The sequence below is a fragment of the Clostridium sp. genome, assembly GCF_050717545.1.
GTDB lineage: Bacteria > Bacillota > Clostridia > Clostridiales > Clostridiaceae > Clostridium_AD.
Window position 1 is genome coordinate 121348 of record NZ_JBOITN010000029.1, and the last position, 22341, is coordinate 143688.

Below are 22341 nucleotides of genomic sequence, written 5' to 3' on the forward strand. Positions count from 1 at the left end.
ATTGTATTGTAATTAAATTACAAACAATAAATTAACCTTTTAAATAATGTCTTCATAAAATATCATTATTATGTATTTATTGTTGATTTATTAGTACGATAAGCAATTATTTTTAAAATAGTTTGATAAACACAGGCATTATAATTAATATATAACTTTGATTTAATAATTTTGAGACTTTATGCTTGTATAAGAGTAATATTTATTATAACATTTAAAGTAGGTTAAATTAATATTTCAGCTCCGTAGGAGATGATTTAATTATGTATTGTCATAAAAGGGGAGTTACAATGAAAAGTTCACAAATGTTAAAAAAAGAAATAGATAGAATCGATGGTAAAAGTTATAGGGCATATAAGGAGTTAGAGGGAGAATATGATTTTGAGAGTTTTGCCCTTAGCATAGACCATGTTCAAGGGGACCCATTTGCATCTCCATCAAGGATTAGAGTAATAGTGGATCAAAAAGTTGCCAAATTTCCAAAGGATATTTTTAATAATAAAAATAAGAGCATAGCAGTTGCAGATTATTTAACAAGAGAATTTTATTCGAATATCAATAAATTCTCTCAAAAGGTTTTTGGTTCGGGTAAAAGTGGATTAATAGCTATAAGCAAATGTCCACAGGAGATATTGGATAGAACTTCGATAATTATAGATGAGGATAAAATAGAAGCTAGATTTTATGTTGGATTTCCAGCAAGAGGAAGAAGTGTTTTATCAAAAGAACTTATAAAAATTTTATACAACGTGTTGCCTATAATAATAAATAAGACCTTAATCTATGAGAATATTAATATAAAAAAATTAACGAGTAGGGTTTTGCTTGTAGAAGATCAGGAAGATATAAGAAACAATCTAGCAGGGCGTGGACTAGTAGCTTTTGTGGCTAATGGATCAATGTTGCCAAGGCAAAGTGGCATATCTACAAAAGCGTTAAGTGAAGGTAAGGCTTTTCAATCACCAAAGGAATTAGAAGTAGAGTTTAATACAAAGAACCTAGGAATAATTCGTGGCATGGGTATTAAAAAAGGCATAACGCTTATTGTAGGTGGAGGATATCACGGTAAATCTACGCTACTCAAAGCTCTAGAACTTGGAGTATATAATCATATTGAAGGGGATGGACGCGAACTAGTTATAACAGATGGGTCATCCTTAAAAGTAAGGGCAGAAGATAGTAGATCTATAACTAAAACAGATATCTCACTATTTATTGATAACTTACCTAATGGTCAAGACACAGAAGAATTTTCTACTCAAAACGCAAGTGGGAGCACATCACAAGCTGCAAATATTATGGAAGGCATAGAAAGTGGGTCTAAGCTGCTTTTAATAGATGAAGATACTTCAGCTACAAATTTTATGATGAGAGATGACCTTATGCAAAAATTAGTATCTAAAGAAAAGGAACCAATAACACCATTTATTGAGGTAGTAAGGCCAATATATGAGCAAATGGGCATTTCAACAATAATGGTTGTAGGAAGCTCAGGAGATTTTTTTGATATAGCGGATTATGTGCTGCAGTTAGATAATTATATGGCAATTGATGTTACAAAAGAGGCTAAAAATTTAAGCATTGGTAATATTACAAAAAGAGTTAACGCACGAAATTTAAAAATAGATATTAAATTTAAAAGAAAAGTAAAATCGGGTACAATTATTGCAGGTGATAAAGGTATTAAAATAAAATCAATGGGATTAAATACATTAAGTATAAATCGAGAGGATATAGATTTAAGGGGTGTAGAGCAGATAGTAGATAATGAACAAGTAAATGCAATAGGTCTAATTATGAAATGGGCAGAAGTTAATATTATGAGTAAGGGATTATGCTTTGAAGAAATGCTTAATAATATAATTTGTAAAATAGACAAGGATGGGTTAATATCCATGGACAATTTAAAAGGTGGAAGTGGTAACTTGGCTATGCCTAGAAGACAAGAAGTGATGGCCACATATAATAGATATAGGAACTTAAAGATATAAGATTTTTAAATACAGTGATTTTAAATAATAGAGATGCCGAAAGGGGAAAAAACAAATGTACAGTTTTAAAAATGATTACGGTGAGGGAGCTCATCCAAACATACTGAATGCTTTGATAGAATCAAATATGGAGCAGACAGATGGGTATGGGGAAGATAGGTATTCTATAGATGCTATTAAATTACTAAAGGATAAATTAAAATGCAAGGATGTTGATATTCATATGTTTTGTGGTGGAACTCAAACAAACCTAACAGCTATTTCAGCTTTTTTAAGACCACATGAAGCTATTATTTCAGCAAATACAGGCCATGTATTAGTTCACGAAACTGGAGCAATAGAGGCAACTGGTCATAAAGTCATTTCCATTCAAGTGGAAGATGGAAAACTTAATCCTATATATATAAAAATGGCGATAGATGAACACACTGATGAGCATATGGTAAAACCAAAGATGGTTTATATATCAAATCCAACAGAAATAGGGACTGTATATAAGAAAGAAGAATTAAAAGATCTAAGTGATTTCTGCAAAAAAAACAATATAATTTTATATATGGATGGAGCGAGACTTGGATCAGCTTTATGCTCAAAAGCGAATGATATAGAACTTTCAGATTTGCCAAACCTCACTGATGCTTTTTACATAGGTGGAACTAAAAATGGTGCATTATTAGGAGAAGCTCTTGTTATTTGCAAAGATTCTCTTAAGGAAGATTTCAGGTATCACATTAAACAAAAGGGTGGATTGCTTGCAAAGGGAAGGTTAATTGGCATACAGTTTTTGGAGTTATTCAAGGATGACATTTACTTTGAACTTGCAAAACATGCGAATGATATGGCAGAAATCTTAAAAATAGGAATTAGTGATTGTGGGAATGGTTTTTTAATAAATTCATCAACAAATCAAATATTTCCTATATTGAATAATAAAACAATTGAGAGACTTGAAGAAAAGTATTCGTTTTTTATATGGCAAAAAGTAGATGAGGATAATTCTGCTATTCGGCTAGTAACATCATGGGCAACAAAGGAAAATTATGTTAGGATGTTTGTCGATGATTTAAGAAGAATAGAAAGAATATAATATTATTGGGTTATATCAATCGTAAAAAAAATGTAATGCCATATAAATTTCATTGCATTTTTCCTCAACATCCTGTATTCTAATCAATAATGATTAATGAATAGTAAAATGATTTAAATTATGGAGTAGGGATAAAAGGCTATATGAGGGGGTAACAAACGTGAAAAAATTTAAAAGAGTATTAGTAGCAAACAGAGGCGAAATTGCCATAAGAGTTTTTAGAGCTTGTAATGAACTTGGAATTCGTACAGTTGCGATTTATTCCAATGAGGATAAGTATTCATTGTTTAAGACAAAAGCAGATGAGGCTTATTTAATTGGAAAAAACAGAAGCCCTGTTGAAGCTTACCTAAATATCGAGGAAATAATAAGTATTGCACTTAAAAAAGGTGTAGATGCTATTCATCCTGGATACGGCTTTTTATCAGAAAATCCTGAATTTGCAAAAAAATGTGCGAGAGCTGGTATTGAATTTATTGGACCAACAGCTGCTATGATGGATAGCCTTGGAGACAAAATTAAATCTAAAATTGTAGCTAATGCAGTGGGAGTTCCTACAATACCTGGAGATAAAAAAGAAGTTGAAACAATTGATGAGGCAAAAGAACTTGCACGCAAATGCGGATATCCTGTTATGCTAAAGGCAGTTGCTGGTGGCGGTGGACGTGGTATGCGAATTGTAAGAGAGGCAAGTGAATTAGCATCTTCATATATTAGTGCTAAAAGTGAAGCAAAGAAAGCTTTTGGGATAGACCATCTTTATATAGAAAAATACCTTGAAAAATCTAAACATATAGAGGTACAGGTTCTTGGAGACAAGTTTGGAAATATTGTTCATCTGCATGAGCGAGATTGTTCTATTCAAAGAAGGCATCAGAAGGTTGTAGAATATACTCCTGCGTTTTCAATATCAGAAGAAATAAGAAATAAAATTTGTAACGATGCACTAAAAATAGCGAAATCTGTAAATTATAGAAGTGCTGGAACATTAGAGTTCTTAGTAGATACTAAGGGAAATCATTATTTTATAGAAATGAACCCTAGAATTCAAGTTGAACATACTGTTACAGAAATGGTAACAGGCATTGATATAGTGCAAAGTCAAATACTTATAGCAGAAGATTACGCATTAAATTCACCTGAAATAGGAATTAATTCCCAAGATGATGTTAAAGTTAATGGCTTTTCTATTCAGTGCCGTATAACAACAGAGGACCCTTCTAATAATTTCGCACCAGATACTGGTAAAATAGAAGAATATAGAACAGGATCTGGTTTTGGTATAAGACTTGATGGTGGTAATGGTTTTGCAGGAGCAGTAATAAGCCCCTACTATGATAGTCTTTTAGTAAAAACCATATCATGTTCTAGAACTTTTAAGGATGCTGTAAAGAAGTGTATAAGAGCTGTTGAAGAAACTAGAATTACAGGAGTAAAAACTAATATAGGGTTTTTAATTAATGTATTGAATCATCCTACTTTTTTAAAGGGTGAATGTAATACAAGTTTTATTGAAGAAAATCCTGAATTAATATCGATTACACCTCAGAAAGATGAAGAAAGTAAAGTTCTAAAATTTATTGGTGAAAAAATGGTAAATGAAAACACTGGCGTCAAAAAACTTTATGATGTTCCGGTAGTTCCTAAAATTATAATTCCAGGTAAACTTAGTGGCACAAAACAGATTTTAGATATGCAGGGGACAGAAGGCCTGTTAAAATGGATTAAAGGTCAAAATAAATTATTACTAACGGATACCACAATGAGAGATGCTCACCAATCTTTAATGGCAACTAGGGTAAGAACGAAGGATATGTTAAAGATAGCAAGTGCTACCTCTGTTTATGGAGCTGATTTGTTTTCCCTTGAAATGTGGGGAGGTGCTACTTTTGATGTAGCATATAGGTATCTTAATGAATCTCCGTGGGAAAGACTAACACAACTAAGAAAGAAAATTCCTAATGTACTTTTCCAAATGTTAATTCGTGGAGCAAATGCAGTAGGATATAAAAATTATCCAGATAATATAATTCGTGAATTTATTAAAGAATCTGCAGATACAGGTATTGATGTTTTTAGAATTTTTGATTCTCTAAATTGGCTAAAGGGAATGGAAATTTCAATTGAAGAGGTTATTAAAAGTGGTAAGGTTGCAGAAGCTTGCATATGTTATACGGGTGATATATTAAATGATAAAAAAGATAAATATAATTTAGATTATTATATAAAACTGGCAAAAGAAATTGAAAAAACAGGAGCTCATATATTAGGAATAAAGGATATGTCAGCACTGCTTAAACCTCATGCTGCATTTAAGTTGATTAGTGCTTTAAAGCAAGAAGTAGGAATGCCTATCCATCTTCATACTCATGATACAACAGGAAATGGTGTAGCTACTGTACTTATGGCAGCGCAGGCAGGCGTTGACATAGTAGATACTGCGTTTAACAGTATGTCAGGTCTAACAAGTCAGCCAGCTTTAAACTCAGTAGTTGCAGCACTTGAGAATACTGACAGAGATACTGGTATAGACCTCAAAGGAATTCAAGGGATTTCAGATTATTGGGATGCTGTAAGACCAGTTTATGATCAATTTAAATCAGATCTTAATTCTGGTTCTGCTGAAATTTATAGGTATGAAATTCCAGGAGGTCAATACTCTAATCTTAAACCACAAGTTGAGAGTTTTGGTCTTGGGCATAAATTCAATGAAATTAAAGAAATGTACAAAGAAGTAAATGATATGGTAGGAGATATTGTAAAGGTAACGCCATCATCTAAAATGGTTGGGGATTTTGCAATATTTATGGTTCAAAATGACCTTACACCAGAAAATATATATGAAAAAGGAGTTAAGATGTCTTTCCCAGATTCCGTTGTGGCATATTTTAAAGGAATGATGGGTCAACCAATGGGTGGATTCCCACAAAGGCTTCAGAAACTAGTATTAAAGGGCGAAGATCCAATTACATGTAGAGCTGGAGAATTACTGCCAGATGAGGATTTGGCAAAGGTTGAAAAACATTTAAAAGATAACTTTGATATTGTACCAAATAAAAAAGATATACTAAGTTATTCATTATACCCTGAGGTATTTGATGGCTATATAAAATATAAAAAAGAATTTGGAGATTTAAGTAGAATAGGTAGTGATATCTTTTTCCACGGGCTTAACGAGGGTGAAACCTGCGAAGTTGAAATTGCTGATGGAAAAACACATATGATAAAGTTGCTACACATAAGTAAATTGGATTTAGAAGGTAACAAAGTTCTTATTTTTGAGGTTGATGGAAATAGACGCGAAATAAAAATAAAAGACAAAAATAATAAAGTTGCTCAAGATTACCAAGCATCAGAAATGGCCGATCAGTCAAATCCTTTAGAGGTAGGATCGCCAATTCCCGGAACTGTTATATCTATCCTTGTAGCAGAAGGCGATTCGATAACTGAAAATCAACCAATAATGGTAGTTGAGGCTATGAAAATGGAAACTAGGGTTATAGCTTCAGTAATGGGCAAAGTCGAGTCAATTAAGGTTAAGGAAGGTCAACAGGTAAAGGCAGGAGAACTACTACTAAATTTAAAATAGAAATGTAAAATAAACTATAAACCATCATTAACTAATTCAGTAAAACTGTAATTAGTTAATGATGGTTTTTAAATGCATTTCGTGTATATTGGTATATTGAATGTGTTTGAAAACAATGAGGACCTCTTTTTAATTCTTTTTAAAATTATACAGGAAGCATCACCTTTTATTTGAATATTTAAAGAATTATTTCGTAGTTCTACCTTTTCTAATTTAACATTTAAATTATGTTTATGGTCTAATGAGTCTGCAATTCTAAGGAGTGATATTAATTTTAGAACAGAAGTTTTTTCCTTATCTTGATATAATTTTATATCATCATCCATTGATTTTCCATGACTACTTACAATGATGGCCAAGTTATTTCTAATATTAATTGGCAAAATATCTAAAAGTGGCTCTTTTAAAATAATATATTTGGAATGCTTATGATGGTTTTCCTTGTTAATAAAATAGCCTATATCGTGGAGCATAGAGCTTAAATATAGGAGAGTTCTTTCTTCATCTTTAAATTCATAGCAGGGGTTTAGCGAATCAAATAAACGTAAAGCACAATTTGAAACTTTCATGCTATGAGCTCTTATATCAACTACATTATATTTATTTAAAACATTAAGAAGTTCCGTACTACTTAAATAATCTTTAATATTAAGCATGTCATCGTCCTTTCAATATTAGGCGTATTTTTAAAATATCTTAACCTATATTGATTATATGAAAGGAAAGCATATGACATGCTTATATTTTGTTATATTCGAATTTTATTATTGGAATATTAATTTTTTATTGTATATTTTTTCAAATGAAGATGAACATTCTATTGCAGCGGTTATTTCTAGAAGTGGGTCTGATTTTGCATCAACAGTTATGGTTACTGTATCTAAATTTATATTACAACTAATCATTTTTATATTGCCGTTTAAACATCTATCAAGACATTCACTAATACGTAATAATATGCTTAGTTTATCAATAATAACTAAATCTTCTTTAGTTATTATTTCTTGATATAATTTTAAGTCTATTTTAAATTCGTTTTTTCTATGAAGTGCAGCTATGTATGAGGCCATCAGTTGTTCTTTATGAGTAAGTCCATTAATTTTAGAGTTAGCAATCATATAAGAAGAGTGTTTATTGTGGTCAAAATAACTTATTAAAATACCTATATCATGGAGCATAGCTGAGGTTTTTAAAATTTTATAAGGATTTATGTTTATGTCGATAATTTGATTAAGTTGATTGTACAAGGTCTCAGTTAACATCCATACATGGCTAGGATGTTTAAGATCTATTTTATAATTTAACAAATTATTTTTTAAAGAAAAATCAAGAACATCAGTTAAGGGAGTATTATTTTTGAAAATATATTCATATAAGAAACCGTCTCTAAGTCCACTTCCACTTACATGGAGTTCTTTTATATCGAGATATTCAATTAATTTAACTAAAGCTGTAGTAGCTCCAACAAATATATCTGCTCTTTCTTTTGAAAGTCCCTTAAGCTTTTTTCTTTGTGAAGAATTTTTCACTTTAACTTTTTCATAAATATCAATCACTTCATCTGCAGAGATTATATAATTATGGAGATTATCTATGGGATATTTTGTTTTTTTCATATGTACTTTTCCTATATTTCTTATAGTACCGCCAATTCCAATTATAGGAACATTTTTGACTTCTTTTAACCAAGGAATATCTTTATAAAGTGAGACTAAAAATTCTTTAATAGCAGTTTCACTTTTATCATTCATAGGTTTTTGAAGTGAAAATTTCTCGGTGAGATTTATAGCTCCAAAAGGTAAACTTATAGAATTTTTTAATTTTCTATTTTCAACATGAATTATTTCGGAACTACTCCCACCAATATCCATAATAAGTGCATCTGAAAAGTCCATACTATTAATTGCTCCAAAATAATCATAAAATGCTTCTTCAATTCCAGTTAAGACGCGAATATTAATTGAAAGTTCCAATTTAACACGGTTTATAAATTCTTTTTGATTTGTTGCTTTGCGAACGGCCTCTGTTGCAACAGGTAAAATTTCAGTTATGTTTTGGATATTACATAATTGTATAAAAAAGGATAAAGTAGAGATTGCTTTGTCTATTCTAAAAGAATTTAAACCTCCTTGTGGAGTCATATCTTTTCCTAGGCGAACGGTTTCTTTTACTTCATCTATTATACTAAAAGAGTTATCTTTGTTTATTTTAACAAGTACTAAACGCATTGAATTTGAACCTATATCGATAATGGCTATTTTTTTCATTCATATTCTCCTTTAAAAATAATTTAACAGAACTCATATACATAATAGTAAAGTATTATTTTATTTGCAAGTATTAATGGAAATAATAACTCTAAATAACATTATATTATTGTTAAAGTGTGGTTAAAAATTGTTAAATATAGTTCGATTAATTGTATATAAAACGCTATTATAGTAAAATATATTATATGTTTATTTATTAATTTTAATACACAAAGGAGAAATTTTATGGACATAGTACCAACTTGGAAAATATTTGCGGCTATTGATGTAGGAGCAAACTATTTAAAAATGACAATTGGAGAAATTAATACACAAGGCGAAATAAGGGTTTTAGAAGAGGTAGTAAAACCTACAAATATAGGTAAAAATACATTTTCTAAATCAAGAATCTCTGTCCACACAATACATGATACCTGTGATGATTTAAGGGGTTTTGTTAGTCTTATGAAAGATTACAGAATTAAATTATATAGGGCAGTAGCAACTAGTGGAATTAGAGAAGCCCAGAACAAACAATATGTATTAGAGCAGATTAGACTTAGAACTGGATTAAATATAGAATGTATAAATATAGCACAGGAACAATTTTTTATGTTGAAGGCAGTTAGAAACCATTTGAATGATATTGATATTAAAAAATCAGAAAAATACTTAATTGTTAATATTACATCTGGTGCAGTTGAAACATCAATTTATGAAGACGGTATATTAAAATTTACTGAGAATGTAAAGGTTGGATCATTAAAAATAAGAGAAGCTTTATTGGGTTTAGAAACAAAAACAACTGAATTTTCAGAAACTATAGAGCAATATATTGAAAGTAAGATATACGTATTAAAACCTCAAATTGAAAAATTTGAAGTTAATCATTTTTTAGGGTTAGGTGGAGAGCTAAATACTATATGTGCAATTATAAGAAAAAAGAAAGGTGTTAGTAAAAAAGACTATTATATCAAAAAGGAAGCATTACTATCACTCATCAAGGAAATTGGTAATATGGATAATTTTCAAATTAAAAACACATTCGGACTTACTAATAAAACATCAGAACTTCTTTTGACCTCAATATTAATTTTTTATTGCTTTTTAAAAATGACTAAGGCAGAGGGAATTCAGATTCCTAAATTATCACAAAGACAAGGTATATTATATGATTTATCTGATGAAATACTAAATGTTTCGCGAAGAAAAGAATTGATAAATGATATTATAAATTCTGTTTGGTATATAGGTGAAAAATATAAAATAGATAAAAAACATGCTGCTTTTGTAGAAAAGCACTCACTTGAAATTTTTGATCATACTAAAAGATTACATAAATTAGGAGATAGAGAGCGGCTTTACCTTCAAGTGGCAGCTATACTACATGATGTAGGTGGGTTTATAAGTGCAAACGAGCATAATTTTCATTCTTACAATATAATTAGAGCACAGAGTATTATAGGGTTTTCAGATATTGAGATTAAACTTATTGCAAGTGCAGCTAGATACCACTCTGAAGATATTCCCATCGAAGGTCATAAAAACTACAGGTTTTTAAGTGATGGAGATAAAATGATTGTATCTACATTGGCTGCTATATTAAAATTATCAGAGTCTTTAGATATATCGCATCTTCAAAAAATTAAAGAAATTAAGTTATTAGGAAGCAAAGATAAACTATTTTTTAATTTAAGATCTGAAGGTGATATCATTTTAGAGGAGTGGGAGTTCTTAAAACATGTAGATTTTTTCGAAGAGGTAATTGGTGTTAAACCTATAATATAGAGGAGGGAGTTAAAAAATGACTGATCACTTATTGTCTAAATACTTTATTAATAGAGAAATAAGCTGGATACAGTTTAATGAGAGAGTCTTAGAAGAGGCACAAGATAAAACAAATCCACTCTTTGAAAGGCTAAAATTTGCAGCTATAGTAAGCTCAAATTTAGATGAGTTTTTTATGGTTAGGGTTGGATCGCTTTCTGATCAAATTACAGCTAAGTTTGATAAAAAAGATCCTTCAGGACTTTCGCCAATAGAGCAAATGGCTCGAATAGAAATATTAGTACATAAACTTGTTTATGATCAATTTAATTGTTATAATCGTTCATTAAAAAAAGCTCTTAAAAGAGAAAAATTTAAATTTTTAAAAATAAGTGATTTAAATGAAGAGCAGACTAAATATGTTGATAATTATTATAAAAAAAACATTTTCCTAGTTTTAACACCTATGGTGGTTAATCAAAGTAGCCCATTCCCATTAATATCAAATAAAAGTCTAAATATTGCAATTCTCCTTAAAGATAACAAGAATGGGAACATTTTTGCAACAATAAAGATTCCTTCTGTTTTTGATAGACTTTTAAAAATTCCAGATGAAGAAGGCATATCATTTATGTTTTTAGAAGATATTATTAAAATGAATTTAAATTCGCTTTTTAGTGGATATGAAATTATGGATACAAGTTGTTATAGAATTACTAGAAATGCAGATATGGCATTAGATGAAGAAGGTGCGGAGGATCTTCTAGAAGCAATTGAAGAATCAATAAAGCAACGCAAATGGGGAAAGGCTGTACGTCTTGAAATAGAGAAGGGTATGAATAAAAATTTGCTTGAAATTCTTCAGAACGAGCTTGAAATTTCAAAAGAGCAGGAATATATAATAAATGGCCAAATAGATTTAACATTTTTAACCAAGATAGGAAGAATTAAGGGTTATGAAAGATTAGAATATGAGACTATAAAACCACAGCCAACCAAACAATTTTTAAAATATAATAGCATATTTGAGGCTATTGCAGAAAAAGATATTTTAGTACATCACCCATATGAATCATTTGACCCAATTGTTGAGTTTGTTAAGCAAGCATCTGTTGACCCTGATGTACTAGCGATAAAACATACATTGTACCGTGTAAGTGGTAACTCACCTATTATAGAGGCTTTAGCAAATGCTGCAGAAATGGGGAAACAAGTTACAGTATTGGTGGAGCTTAAGGCAAGATTTGATGAAAGTAATAATATTGTTTGGGCAAAGCAACTAGAACAATCAGGGTGTCATGTTATTTATGGTCTTGTGGGACTAAAAACTCATTGTAAAATATTGCTTGTAGTAAGGCGTGAAGAAGATGGGATTAAGCGTTATGTGCATGTGGGAACGGGAAATTATAATGATGTTACTGCTAAACTTTATACAGATATAGGATTATTTACCGTAAATCCTTATTTTGGAGAAGATGCGTCGGCATTATTTAATATGCTATCGGGTAATTCTAAGCCAACAGCATTACATAAGTTTAGTCTCGCTCCATTACAATTAAGAGACAGATTTTTGAATATGATATTTGAGGAAACACAAAATGCTAAAAATGGTAAAAAGGCTAGAATTATTGTGAAAGTAAACTCATTAGGTGATACGGAAATTATCCAAGCACTATTTAAAGCATCAACAGAAGGAGTAAAAATTGATCTATTAGTACGAGGAATTTGTTGTCTTAAACCAGGAATATTAGGTGTAAGTGAAAACATTTCTGTAACAAGCATCGTAGGAAGATTTTTAGAACACAGTCGTATTTTTTATTTTTATAATGACGGACAAGAAAATATCTATTTATCTAGTGCGGATTGGATGACTAGAAACTTAGATAGTCGAGTTGAACTTTTATTCCCAGTTGAAGATAATAAAGCTAGAAAAAAAATTAAAGCTATTTTGGATATTTCACTAGGAGATACGCAGAAAGCCAGAATTTTAAATAAAGATGGAGCTTATACAAGGATTGATAGAAGAGGAAAAGAATCAATAAATAGTCAGCAATTATTTTATGATATTATACTTGAAAAGGATAATAAAAGTAAACGGAAAATCTATGATATGAAGGAATATTGGGAAGAAAATGGGTTTGAACCGAGAGTATCTGAAAAAAATTAATAGTTTAAAAAATGTATTAGAAAAGGGCTTATAAATAATTTAAAACAAATAAAAATGAAGGATAGATTTTAAAATCTACCCTTAATTTTTATTTGTTTTGGTTTAATTTTTTTATGAGTTTTTCTACACTATCAGCAGAGATAAATTCACCATGTATTTTTGCAAAAGGTTGTTTGTGGCATAGTCCACATTTACTTAAACATTTTTTGTGTTTAAATTCCATATTGTTATCTTTAAGAGATTTCGTTAACTCATTATAGTTTTTATTTGATTTACAAATTTTAATTATTATATATCACATCCTTTGGATTTCTTATATAATACATTACATTTTCTTTATCATTTTTGCAAGCATTTAGACATATTTTCAAATGTAATCTTACATTTTATGTTTATAATAACTTACACTTTATCATTATATTTATTTAACATTATAATATGAATATAGTGTTAAATATTAATTGAAAGGATAATTTTGTATATTTAAAAGTGAATCTTTTGTGTTATAATATAAATTATTAAAGAAATAAGGAGGATTTACTATGGCAATACTTACGTCTATTAAGGATGCGCTAAATGCAAAGCAATATAAATCTGAGATTGAAAATTTAATTGAGGCAAATAAAAACTTGAAATATATAAAACTAACTCCATCCCAAATGGGAATGAGCCAAATTTTATCTAGAACTAAAGAACTTGAAGTGGAGCTTGAAGGATACAATAGGTTAATTGAAACGAAAACAAGGGACATAGAAGAACTAAAAATGGAATACAATAACCAAGCTGGTTATCAATCTAAAGAGTTTGAAGAGAAATCAAATGAATATGATAATTTAATAGAAATTAAAAGAAATGAGCTTGAAGAAAAATCAAATGAATACGATGAGTTTATAGAAAATAAAAGTAAAGAATATGAGGATTTAATTAAACTTAAAGCCAATGAACTTGAGAGTAAATCAAACGAATTTGGAATTTTAATTGATACTAAAACAAAATCTATTGATGAGCTTAATGTAGAATATGATAATGTAAAAATAAATGTAGATAGTCTAAAATCTCAAATAGTAAACTTAGATGCTGATGTTTTAATGCAAAGTTTTGGGGTATCTAAACCTAAACATGAGTTCATGGACTCAGAAAAATCATCTAAAATGCTTCAAAATATAAGAGAAAAGCAAATGGAAATGATTAAATCTAAAGAAGCTATTGAATTTAAGCAGTGGGTTATTAATGCAAGTATAGACGAAGACAATCAAATAGTAGATGATAAGACGGGCGAGATGGTTAAATTAGTTCTTAGAATTTTTAATGATGAATGCGATGCAATAATTGATAAGGTTAAATATAGCAATGTAGAAGTAATAGAGAACGTAATTAGAAAATTCTTTGAGGATTTAAACAAACTTGGTAATATAACTCAGGTCAAAATATCTAAGAAGTATTTTAATACTAAAATAGAAGAACTATACCTATTTTATGAATACAAACTGAAAAAGCAAGAAGAAAAGGAAGAACAAAGAAGAATGGCAGAATAAAATAAAAAGTATATATTACATAAAAGCCTATGCATTTGCATAGGCTTTTGATTTATGGTTAGAGGATAAACAATATAAATATAAAAGAAAATATTTCCTATTTAAGTAAAGGTTCCTAGTGTTATAATAAGCGAGAGGTGGTAAAGAAATGTCAAAAAAGACTTTAAGAGCAATTTTGTTTGTAGCATTAGGAATTATTTTAATAGTAATAGCAGTATTTACGTATATTTTTTTTACAAAGGGAGATAGTGCAACGCAAACCTTTAATACATATAAAAACAATTGGGTAAAGAAAGACTATAAAAGTATGTACGATATGCTTTCGGTTAAAACTAAAGGGGAAGTAACTCAAAAAGAATTTATAGATAAATACACAAATATTTATAATGGTATAGAGGCGAAAAATATATCAATTAAAATGGAGAATGAGGATCAAATTAAAGAAGCAAACAAAAAAGATATTACCATACCATTTTCTCTAGCTATGGATACTGTTGCAGGGCAAGTAACGACTCCAGGCTACCAGGCATATATGGTAAAGGAAAAAGTCGATAATAAAAATCAGTGGACAATAGGTTGGGATGAGAAAATGATATTTCCTAGTATGGAAGCGGGGGATACAGTAAGGGTAACTACAATCCTTGCGACGCGTGGAGAAATTTCTGATAGGAATGGAGTAGCACTTGCTAAAAATACAGATGATGAAATTGTTACTCTGGGCTTAGAACCTATTAGATTTGTAAAAGATAAGGATACTAAAATAGCTCAAATGGCTAAAATACTTGATATTAACGCTTCGGTAATAGTAAATAAATTAAAAGGTAATGAAGCGTCTACTCAGTTTATACCAATTATTAATATATTGAGGAGCGAAACAGCAAAAATAGATGGAGTTATGAAAATTGAGGGAGTATTGCCACAGATATCTAAAGGAAGAATATATCCAGGTGGAGAAGCATTTGGTTCTCTTATAGGGTACATTAGACCTATAACTGCAGAAGAGCTAGAAAATAACTCTGGTAAGGGTTATAGCGCACATAGCATGATAGGTGCAAAAGGTCTAGAGCAGGTGGACGAAGATAGACTTAAGGGTGAGAATGGTTCAACAATATATATATCTAAAGTTAAGGATAAGAGCACAGTTGAAATTATTAAAAAACAAGCTAAGGCTGGTGAAAATATAAAATTATCAGTAGATATTGAGCTCCAAAAGAAGATATATGCAGAGATGAAGGGGGAACCAGGCGCTTCAACTGCTGTAAACCCAAAAACAGGAGAGGTGCTAGCCATGGTTAGTTCGCCGTCCTTTGACTCAAATGCTTATTCAACATATAAGTCTAATAAGCAACTAGCAGCATGGAAAGCTGCTGATGAACCATTTAAAAATAGATTTAGCGCCGCATATTCTCCAGGATCTACATTTAAACTTATAACGGCGGCTATTGGACTCGATACTGGGAAGATAAAACCTGATGAGGCTATAGACATACAAGGAGATACATGGCAACCAGATAAATCCTGGGGATCACATATGGTTAAAAGAGTTAACGGCGATGTAAGTCCCGTGAACTTAAAAAATGCATTTGTCTATTCCGATAACATATACTTTGCAAGGTCAGCAATTAGTATAGGAGCAGATGCATTCATAAGTGGGAGCAATAAATTTGGGTTAGGAGAAAAGCTTCCAGTAGGTTATCCTATAAGAAATTCACAAGTAGCAAATAATAACAAAATTAAAAATGACGAGTTGCTGGCCGATACTGGTTATGGTCAGGGGGAAGTCCTTATGAGTCCACTCCAGCTTGCACTATCCTATAGCGCAGTTGTTAATGATGGAAATATTATGTCACCAACTTTAGAAGCTGTAAGCGAAAAGATACTGCCAGTGGTATGGAAACAAAATGTAATTTCAAAAGATAATATAAAAATAATAAAAGATGATCTTACCGCAGTTATAGAAGACGTAAATGGTACAGCACATAATGTAAAAATTGACGGATTAGCTCTTGCAGGTAAAACTGGAACAGCAGAACTAAAAAAAGATGATAGTGATACAACTGCAGAAGATAATGGGTGGTTTGTATGTATGGATACTGCAAATCCTAAAATAGTGGTATCGATGTTAATTGAAAATGTAAAAAATAAAGGTGAAAGTCACTATGTTACACCTATGGTAAAAGGAGTAATGGATTATTACTTAAATAGACAAACAAAGTAGCTTTAATAATAGCTAAAGCTCTTGATTAGTATCAAGAGCTTTTTTTCGTGCGTATAATTAAATTAATATTTATTTTAAACAGTAGGAGGAAGTTTAGGCAAAGTGTTTGCTCCATGTGGCATTATATAAGTTTTTAAATTTTCACCTTTTTGGGCATAAGTCAACTTTAATGCTTCATCTATTGTTTTAACTATTTTAATTCCTGTATTTTCAAGGAATTTAGGGTCTAAATCTGAAACAAGAATAAGATTAAAAGTTTCAGCAGTTTCACAAGCAAGACATCCTACATGTTTTGATATGGTATAACGATTTCTTAATGATTTTTCACGATCAATTAAGTTATCAAAGTTTGCAAGTATAGATCTAACATCATCATCACCACCAAGTCCTTCACTACACTGCGTTAATGCAATTAAGGTACCGCCTTCTTTTAAAGCTTCCCTTGCATTCAATATAAGTTTTGAGGATTGATAGAAATTAATATCTTTAGGGTAACCTCCAGCTGTTGCAATTACTAAGTCAGCTTTGTGCATTATATCTGTACTGTCAGACTCGTCAACATATTTTCTGCCTTGCTCATGTGCTTTTAAATAATTGCCTGCAACAGCTTGAGCGATATTACCGTTACTAGCCATGATTACATTAAACATAAAACATGGATTTACCATAGCAGTGGCTTCTTCCATATCCAGATGAACAGGGTTGTTTGTAATATTTCCACACTTAATTTCATCTCGGGTTCCTTGCCCTAAGTTTTTATTAAGTGAAAGACCGTGATTTGCCATTATTGTTTCATAAGCTGCAATGCCAGGTAAAATTGATTTTTTTCCGCCAGACCAACCAACTAGAAAATGGTATACTATGCCCCCCGTAATTATAATATGGTTATAATTCATAGCTATTTTATTAATGCTTACTGATGTACCAAAGCTTGTTTTGCCTACATAAATTAAGTTATCTTTGTCATTACAATCATGATCAATTATTTTATATTTCCCGTAAAGTTTGTCACCAAGAAGTTGCCTATATTCATCCTCAGTTTGGTTTCTATGAGAGCCAGTAGCGCTGATAAATAATATATCTTTAGGTTTTATTCCAGCTCCCAAAAGTTCATCTATAATAATCGGAAGATATAAATAAGGTTTTTGCCACATCCTGGTAACATCAGGTATAACTATACAAACTGTTTCTAAAGCCTGCACTATTTCTTTTATCTTAGGACTAGATATAGGATTCTCAAGCGCATCTTTTATAATGTCTTCCTCGGTTTTAGAACTTATTGATGATTTATTTTCAATTACACCAATTAGATTTTTTTCACTAATAGAAAACTTAACAGTTCCTATTCCTTGTTTCAATTCAAATTCGCTCATCATAAGTTACCTCCACATTTTCTCTTTCTATATATTAAACATGATAGCTTAAGTAATGTCAACGTATGGGGGTATATATATAAATATATGAACCTAACAAATTGAATTAATATGTGCAAAAAGCAATATATGAGAAGTATTGAGCAATTGCTGGGGAGTAATTATAATAAAAATGATATAGAATAATAAGTGTAAACGTAAAACAATTTATAAAACTAAATAATATAGTAATTGTGAAGTAGAAAGGAATGAATTTATGGAAAAGAAACTAAACATTGGAATAATTGGTTGTGGTGGTATAGCAAATGCTAAGCATATGCCAAGTCTTGCGAAAATAATAGAAGTTGAAATGGTAGCTTTTTGTGATTTAGAAATAGAAAAAGCTGAAGAGGCTGCAAAAAAATATGGAAGTAAAGGCGCTAAGGTATATTTAGACTATAAAGAGCTTTTAAAAGATGATTCTATTGATGTCATTCATGTGTGTACACCTAATAGGTCACATAGTTTTATAACGGTGGATGTGCTTGAGTCAGGAAAACATGTTATGTGTGAAAAACCAATGGCAAAAACCTCAGATGAGGCGAGAAAAATGCTTGAAGCTGCCAAAAGAACTGGTAAAAAACTTACTATAGGATATCAAAATAGATTTAGAGCGGATTCCAGATATCTTAAAACCATTTGTGAAAATGGAGACCTTGGAGATATATATTTTGCTAAAGCACATGCTATTAGAAGAAGAGCAGTTCCAACTTGGGGTGTGTTTTTAAATGAATTTGAGCAAGGCGGAGGACCGTTAATTGATATTGGAACACATGCTTTAGATTTAACTCTTTGGATGCTTGATAATTATAAACCTAAGTATGTTGTAGGAAATGTATACCATAAGTTAAGTAAAAAAGAAAATGCAGCTAATGCATGGGGACCTTGGGACCCAAGCAAATTTACAGTTGAAGACTCTGCATTTGCTTTTGTTACTATGGAAAATGGAGCTACTGTAGTAATTGAATCAAGCTGGGCATTAAATAGTCTTGAGGTTGGAGAAGCTCAGACAAGCCTTAGTGGTACAGAAGGTGGGGCTGATATGAAGGATGGTCTTAGAATTAATGGAGAAAACCTAGGTAGATTATATGAAACTAAAGTTGATTTTGAATCTTCTGGAGTTGCATTTAATGAAGGAATTTCGGAGGACCCAGCAGAGGCTGAGGCTAGGGCCTGGATTGATTGTATATTAAACGACACGCAACCAATAGTAAAACCTGAACAGGCTTTAGTGGTTACAGAAGTACTAGAAGCGATATATGAGTCTTCAAAAACAGGAAAACCGATTTATTTAAATAAATAAAGGTGGCGAAGATGCTTAATGAATTGTTATCTCCCCACTTATAGAAGTGGGAGACTTTTCTTCTGAAATGTCGTTAAAGTGTAGAAATAGGATTTAAAAACTTTAAAAAAATAATTAAGGATGGTGTTTAATATGTATATAGGATTATTAACAGGGTGTCTCGGTGGGATTCCATTAAAGGAAAAAGCAAAATGGGCTAGTGAACATGGGTTTAAAGCATTGGAACTTTCTTGTTGGCCAAGGACTAATAGCCGCGATTATTCAGGAAGTGAGATAGATGTAGCTAATTTTACAAAGGAAGAAGCAGAAGAAATAAAGTTATATTTTAAAGAATATGGACTTACAATATCTTCAATAGCCTATTACGATAATAATTTAGATCATGACCCACAAAAAAGAAAATTCGTAAATAACCATTTCAAAAAATGTGTAGATGCAGCGGTATTGCTAGGAGTGAGTTGTGTTGGGACTTTCGTTGGAAGGGATATAGATAAATCTTTAGAGGAAAACTTTGATGAGTTTGAAGTTGTATTTAGTGATTTGGTAAAATACGCAGAGGATAAAGGTATAGATGTAGTAATTGAAAACTGTGCAATGAATGGATGGCAAGTAAAGGGCATACCAGGAACTATATCATTTACACCAGAGTTATGGAGAGAAATGTTTAAAAGAGTTCCAAATAAAAATTTCGGATTGAATTATGATCCTTCTCATTTACATTCTATGCTAATTGATTATATTAGCCCAATAAAGGAATTTAAAAATAGAATATTCCATGTACATGCAAAGGATACTGAAGTATTTGAGGATAAAATAAAAATGTATGGTACTTTTGATAAACAACTAAATGTTAGCAATGAAGATTTTGGATTTTGGAGATACAGAATGCCTGGACTTGGAACTATTGATTGGGTAAAATTTCTAAATGAACTAAAAGAAATTGGATACGATGGTGTAGTAAGTATTGAGCATGAAGATCCGCTTTATGAAGGCAGTGAAGAAAAAGTAAAAGAAGGATTAAAAATTGGAATAAATTATCTTGAAAAATTGATATAGAATTTTTTAATATATGCTGCATCTATGAATCTGGCATGAAAAGAGTTAAAATTAAGGTGTAGCATGTAAATTGCATGTTTCAAATAAACTTTTGGAGGAAATTATGCAATGTAGTTTTGAAAAAACTGTGTTAGAACCAGATTTTCCTTTTAGGTTATTTTTAAATGATGGTTATGAGAGTACACCTCATCATTGGCATGAAGATATTGAAATAATCTATCATGTAGAAGGAAAAGTGAAAGTAGGTATAGCTAACGATTTATATCACCTTAAAGCAAGAGATATTTTAATAATAGGGCCTGGGGAGGTGCATTTCTTTTTAAAAGAAAAGCAGCCTAGCAATAGGGTAGTAATACAATTTAGAATGTCAATTTACGATGCATTTCTTTCTGGAGCTAAGGATAGCAAAGTTATAAGGCCTATGTTCACTCATTCTAAATATCTTACCCCTGGCACTGTTATCCATACTCTAATGGAAAAACAAATTCAGCAGCTTATAAGTGAAAACAGTGGAGAACGAGAAGGGTATAAACTTATAATGAAAGCTAGACTTTACGACTTAGCCGGAATATTAATTAGATACATGCCTAAAGGTGAGTATTCGGCGAAGGCTGAGAGTCACCATATGGAAAAACTACAAAAGCTTGATAAAGTGTTTCAATATGTGGATAAAAACTATCAATCAAATATTAATTTACGGGAAATTTCAAATGTAGCTGGATTTAGTTTATATTATTTCACAAAATTTTTTAAAGAGAACACTGGAGTGACCTTTGTAGATTATTTGAATAATTTTCGAATAACTAAGGCAGAATGGCATCTTATGGTGGAAATGGATTCTATTACTCAAATAGCATATAAATCTGGATTTAATAGTGTTAAGACTTTCAACAGAGTATTTAAACAGTTAAAGGGTTGTGCTCCAATGGAATATAGGAAGGCTATTAAATAGAGGGGGGGAGGGTTTATATGTTTTTTGCAGCAAATCAAAGTGTATTAAGTATAATGATACTGATTATAGTAGGGTATTTTTTAGCATATAAAAAAATACTTGATGAAAAAGGAATTAATTTAATAACAACCATTGTTATAAATATTTCACTTCCGATGATGATGATTAATACAATTATGACTAATTTTACAAAACAGAAACTTATAGCAGATTCAAGTGGATTAGTAGTTCCTTTTTTAACAATCGGAGGTACTTTTATTATTGCAAAGATATTTGCTGAAATTGTTAAAGTTAAGACTAGTAGGCGTGGACTTTTTGTGTGTATGTTCTCTAATTCAAATACTATATATATGGGAATCCCAGTTAATATGGCTCTATTTGGAGAAAAAAGTGTGCCATATGTGTTACTTTATTACATAGCTAATAGTGCTTTTTTTTGGACAATAGGTGTTTATGAAATAACTAAGGACGGGAATAAAAGAGCGTTTAAATTTTTATCAGTTGATTTTATAAAAAAGATATTTTCTCCTCCACTAATGGGGTTTATCTTTGGAATGATTCTGGTGTTATTAAATATTAAATTACCATCAGTTATTATGGGTACCACTAAAAGTTTGGGTAATCTTACAACGCCTCTATCAATGTTTTTTATAGGGGCATCCATTTACTTAATAAATTTGAAATCAGTAAAGTTCAGCTTAGATATAGTTTGGGTATTAATAGGTAGATTTGTGATATCACCAGCACTAGTGCTATTAATTGTACCTATGTTTCCTATACCGACCCTTATGGGTTCGGTTTTTGTTGTTGAAGCAGCTATGCCTGTAATGGCTAATTCTGCAATAATTGCAAAAGCTTATGGGTCCGATTATAATTTTGCCTCATTAATGATAGCTATTACAACTATAGGGACTCTGATTGTAATACCAATTTTAATGACAATACTGAAATGAATGATATTATATTTTTAATTAATAGCAATGGTAATAAATTAAATAATATTTTATTTATTATA

At 30.7% G+C, this 22341-nt stretch carries 15 protein-coding genes; 11 read left to right on the top strand and 4 right to left on the bottom strand.

Annotation, left to right across the window (positions count from 1 at the left end; all coding sequences use genetic code 11):
• Positions 1–290: 290 nt before the first annotated feature.
• The 3 genes from ACREVX_RS07685 to ACREVX_RS07695 all read left to right on the top strand — a co-directional run bounded on the left by ACREVX_RS07685 (position 291) and on the right by ACREVX_RS07695 (position 6667).
• A complete protein-coding gene (locus ACREVX_RS07685) occupies positions 291–1991 on the top strand; it encodes an ABC-ATPase domain-containing protein (protein WP_431543586.1) in 1701 nt (566 codons plus the stop codon).
• 55 nt (positions 1992–2046) lie between these two features.
• Entirely contained in the window at positions 2047–3078 is a 1032-nt protein-coding gene (locus ACREVX_RS07690; RefSeq protein WP_431543587.1) for a threonine aldolase family protein, read from the top strand.
• Positions 3079–3238: 160 nt separating this feature from the next.
• Entirely contained in the window at positions 3239–6667 is a 3429-nt protein-coding gene (locus tag ACREVX_RS07695; protein ID WP_431543588.1) for a pyruvate carboxylase, read from the top strand.
• Positions 6668–6735: 68 nt separating this feature from the next.
• Here ACREVX_RS07695 and ACREVX_RS07700 read toward each other — a convergent pair whose 3' ends face one another.
• On the bottom strand, positions 6736–7323 hold the full coding sequence (locus ACREVX_RS07700; RefSeq protein ID WP_431543589.1) for an HD domain-containing protein: 588 nt from the start codon (positions 7321–7323) through the stop codon (positions 6736–6738).
• A gap of 108 nt (positions 7324–7431) precedes the next feature.
• Positions 7432–8934, bottom strand: coding sequence for an exopolyphosphatase (ppx, locus tag ACREVX_RS07705; protein ID WP_431543590.1), 1503 nt, complete (start codon positions 8932–8934; stop codon positions 7432–7434).
• Between the two features lie 228 nt (positions 8935–9162).
• Between ppx and ACREVX_RS07710 the strand changes: the two genes are divergently transcribed.
• Positions 9163–10704, top strand: coding sequence for a Ppx/GppA phosphatase family protein (locus tag ACREVX_RS07710; protein ID WP_431543591.1), 1542 nt, complete (start codon positions 9163–9165; stop codon positions 10702–10704).
• A gap of 16 nt (positions 10705–10720) precedes the next feature.
• Entirely contained in the window at positions 10721–12850 is a 2130-nt protein-coding gene (locus ACREVX_RS07715) for an RNA degradosome polyphosphate kinase (protein ID WP_431543592.1), read from the top strand.
• Positions 12851–12938: 88 nt separating this feature from the next.
• Here ACREVX_RS07715 and ACREVX_RS07720 read toward each other — a convergent pair whose 3' ends face one another.
• A complete protein-coding gene (locus ACREVX_RS07720; RefSeq protein ID WP_431543620.1) occupies positions 12939–13142 on the bottom strand; it encodes a DUF1450 domain-containing protein in 204 nt (67 codons plus the stop codon).
• Positions 13143–13392: 250 nt separating this feature from the next.
• On the opposite strand from ACREVX_RS07720, the gene ACREVX_RS07725 reads away from it, so the two are divergent.
• On the top strand, positions 13393–14385 hold the full coding sequence (locus ACREVX_RS07725; RefSeq protein ID WP_431543593.1) for an SNIPE associated domain-containing protein: 993 nt from the start codon (positions 13393–13395) through the stop codon (positions 14383–14385).
• A 148-nt stretch (positions 14386–14533) separates the two neighbouring features.
• Positions 14534–16603 (top strand): penicillin-binding transpeptidase domain-containing protein, encoded by a 2070-nt coding sequence (locus ACREVX_RS07730; RefSeq protein WP_431543594.1) that lies wholly within the window; start codon positions 14534–14536, stop codon positions 16601–16603.
• Between the two features lie 74 nt (positions 16604–16677).
• Here the strand turns inward: ACREVX_RS07730 and ACREVX_RS07735 are convergent, their stop codons facing one another.
• Positions 16678–17976, bottom strand: a complete 1299-nt coding sequence (locus ACREVX_RS07735) for a lactate racemase domain-containing protein (protein WP_431543621.1) — start codon at positions 17974–17976, stop codon at positions 16678–16680.
• A 256-nt stretch (positions 17977–18232) separates the two neighbouring features.
• Here ACREVX_RS07735 and ACREVX_RS07740 point away from each other — a divergent pair, with 256 nt between their 5' ends.
• The 4 genes from ACREVX_RS07740 to ACREVX_RS07755 all read left to right on the top strand — a co-directional run bounded on the left by ACREVX_RS07740 (position 18233) and on the right by ACREVX_RS07755 (position 22279).
• Positions 18233–19318, top strand: a complete 1086-nt coding sequence (locus ACREVX_RS07740) for a Gfo/Idh/MocA family protein (RefSeq protein ID WP_431543595.1) — start codon at positions 18233–18235, stop codon at positions 19316–19318.
• A 132-nt stretch (positions 19319–19450) separates the two neighbouring features.
• Complete coding sequence (locus ACREVX_RS07745) at positions 19451–20374, top strand: sugar phosphate isomerase/epimerase family protein (RefSeq protein WP_431543596.1); 924 nt, start codon at positions 19451–19453, stop codon at positions 20372–20374.
• Positions 20375–20477: 103 nt separating this feature from the next.
• Complete coding sequence (locus ACREVX_RS07750; protein ID WP_431543597.1) at positions 20478–21326, top strand: AraC family transcriptional regulator; 849 nt, start codon at positions 20478–20480, stop codon at positions 21324–21326.
• A gap of 17 nt (positions 21327–21343) precedes the next feature.
• Positions 21344–22279: an AEC family transporter gene (locus tag ACREVX_RS07755; RefSeq protein WP_431543598.1), complete on the top strand. Its 936-nt coding sequence runs from the start codon at positions 21344–21346 to the stop codon at positions 22277–22279.
• The last annotated feature ends 62 nt before the right edge of the window (positions 22280–22341 follow it).